Source organism: Sinorhizobium fredii USDA 205 (assembly GCF_001461695.1).
In the GTDB taxonomy this organism is placed as follows: domain Bacteria; phylum Pseudomonadota; class Alphaproteobacteria; order Rhizobiales; family Rhizobiaceae; genus Sinorhizobium; species Sinorhizobium fredii.
Genome location: NZ_AUTC01000083.1, coordinates 1 through 1,494, shown reverse-complemented (window position 1 = coordinate 1,494; position 1,494 = coordinate 1). Strand labels below are relative to the sequence as shown.

The window sequence follows — 1,494 nt, the reverse complement described above, 5'->3', positions numbered from 1 at the left end:
GCTGAGCGAACCGACGCCGATGAAAAGCTTTCGTCCATCGCCGCTCGAAAGCAGGCTTCGTGTCCAATGCCCGCCGGCCTCGAATTCCGCCAGCTTTCGCCCTTTCGCGCTGATTCGCGTGTCGCCCGTTTTATACGGGAACGCAACGACTCCGTCTGTGTTGCCGACATACAACGTGTCGCCCAGCAACGCCATGCCGAACGGCTGATTGAGTCCGTCGAGGAATACCTCACGTATTTCGGCCACGCCGTCGCCATCCGCATCGCGCAACAGCGTGATGCGGTTCGGACTTACGCCCACTGCGGCGGCGCGCTTCATTGTGCTGAACATGGCGTAGTCGAAGACAGATTTGAGGCCCCCCGGCTCGCTCAGTGCCTCAGCGACCAGTACGTCGCCATTGGGCAACACGTGAACCCAACGGGGATGTTCGAGCCCGGCCGCGAAAGCGTTCACCTTGAGCCCGGCCGCCGCAGTCGGCATTTGCTCCGCGGTCCATCCCTTGGCTGTCGGCATCTTCAGGGTCGGAATGCCCTGCGGCTTGGCTCTCGGGATTTTCGGTGCGCTGCCATAGGCCGGTTCAAGAGAATCACCGTCCTGCCGCCGCAAAAGGATTGCTACGGCGCCGATCAGTGCGACTAGTCGACCGAAAATGTCTGACAGGCCCATGTGTCCTCCTAACCCTGATGCGCACGCTACCCGAAGCGCCTGCGGGTTGGTATCCTCAAATGCATTACTTTGTCGCCACTTCGCTGTGTTGAGCGTGCGCTATTTCGCTTGGCACGCGGTGGCGCAGGTGGTGTGACCTACTCTGCGTCGACCAACGCCCGGAGAGGGGTAGACCCAAGTCATCCGTCGCTCACCGCCAAACGAGAACACTGCAAATGAAACGTTGCCGGTCAGTCCTTATAGGCGATGGTAACGCCGGTGCTCGACCCCACTTGTGAAAAGGAGACCTCGGTCGCGCTGTGTTTCCAATAGGCCACTGAACCAAAATCCATTTTGTCGAGGCTGCTGGGAGGGCCAAAACGTTGTGTCAGAGCATCTAAAAGCCCTGCTGGGTTGGTAACCGAGTAGGAACACGCCTTGTGTCCGTTGGGCCCCTTTGCTATCCAAAAAGACAGCATGCCATCGCCCTCTTTCTCGCCGCGCCGCCAGCCTACCAGGTCCACTGATCCGCCATTGTGAGCCAAGAAGCCGGCACGCCATTCTTCCACCTGCTCATCGTTCATGCGCTCCCAGCCAAGTGCATCACCCTTGGTAGTCGCCTCTGACACAGTGGACGACCCGCAAATGTCAAGAAGCTGGGCTACAGTAAAGGTGGGTGGCATTGCGACGGCTCCTCCAACAATCGAGAGTGTTACGCACATTCCCTCAAACATTGATTTGCGCAACTTAAGCCCTCTCCGTCATTTGAAACAATTGTGGGCTGTTATCGCAATGTCCGCAACGGGCCGATATCGTTGAAAAACTCGGAGTTTGAGCATTCTCCGCGCT

At 58.3% G+C, this 1,494-nt stretch carries 2 protein-coding genes; both read right to left on the bottom strand.

Going from position 1 to position 1,494, the window contains the following annotated elements; all coding sequences use genetic code 11:
• Window positions 1-666, bottom strand: a 666-nt coding sequence (locus tag N181_RS09565; protein ID WP_425353305.1) for a DUF7133 domain-containing protein, incomplete at its 3' end; no start/stop codon positions are given.
• A gap of 230 nt (window positions 667-896) precedes the next feature.
• Window positions 897-1,328 carry a hypothetical protein gene (locus tag N181_RS09560; protein ID WP_050994809.1) on the bottom strand — a complete coding sequence of 144 codons (432 nt, stop codon included), beginning with the start codon at window positions 1,326-1,328 and terminating at the stop codon, window positions 897-899.
• Window positions 1,329-1,494 lie beyond the last annotated feature (166 nt).

What these genes read in the sequence shown, in the direction of transcription:
- N181_RS09560 (WP_050994809.1), bottom strand. Translation starts at nt 1,328, where the DNA reads ATGCCACCCACCTTTACTGTAGCCCAGCTTCTTGACATTTGCGGGTCG.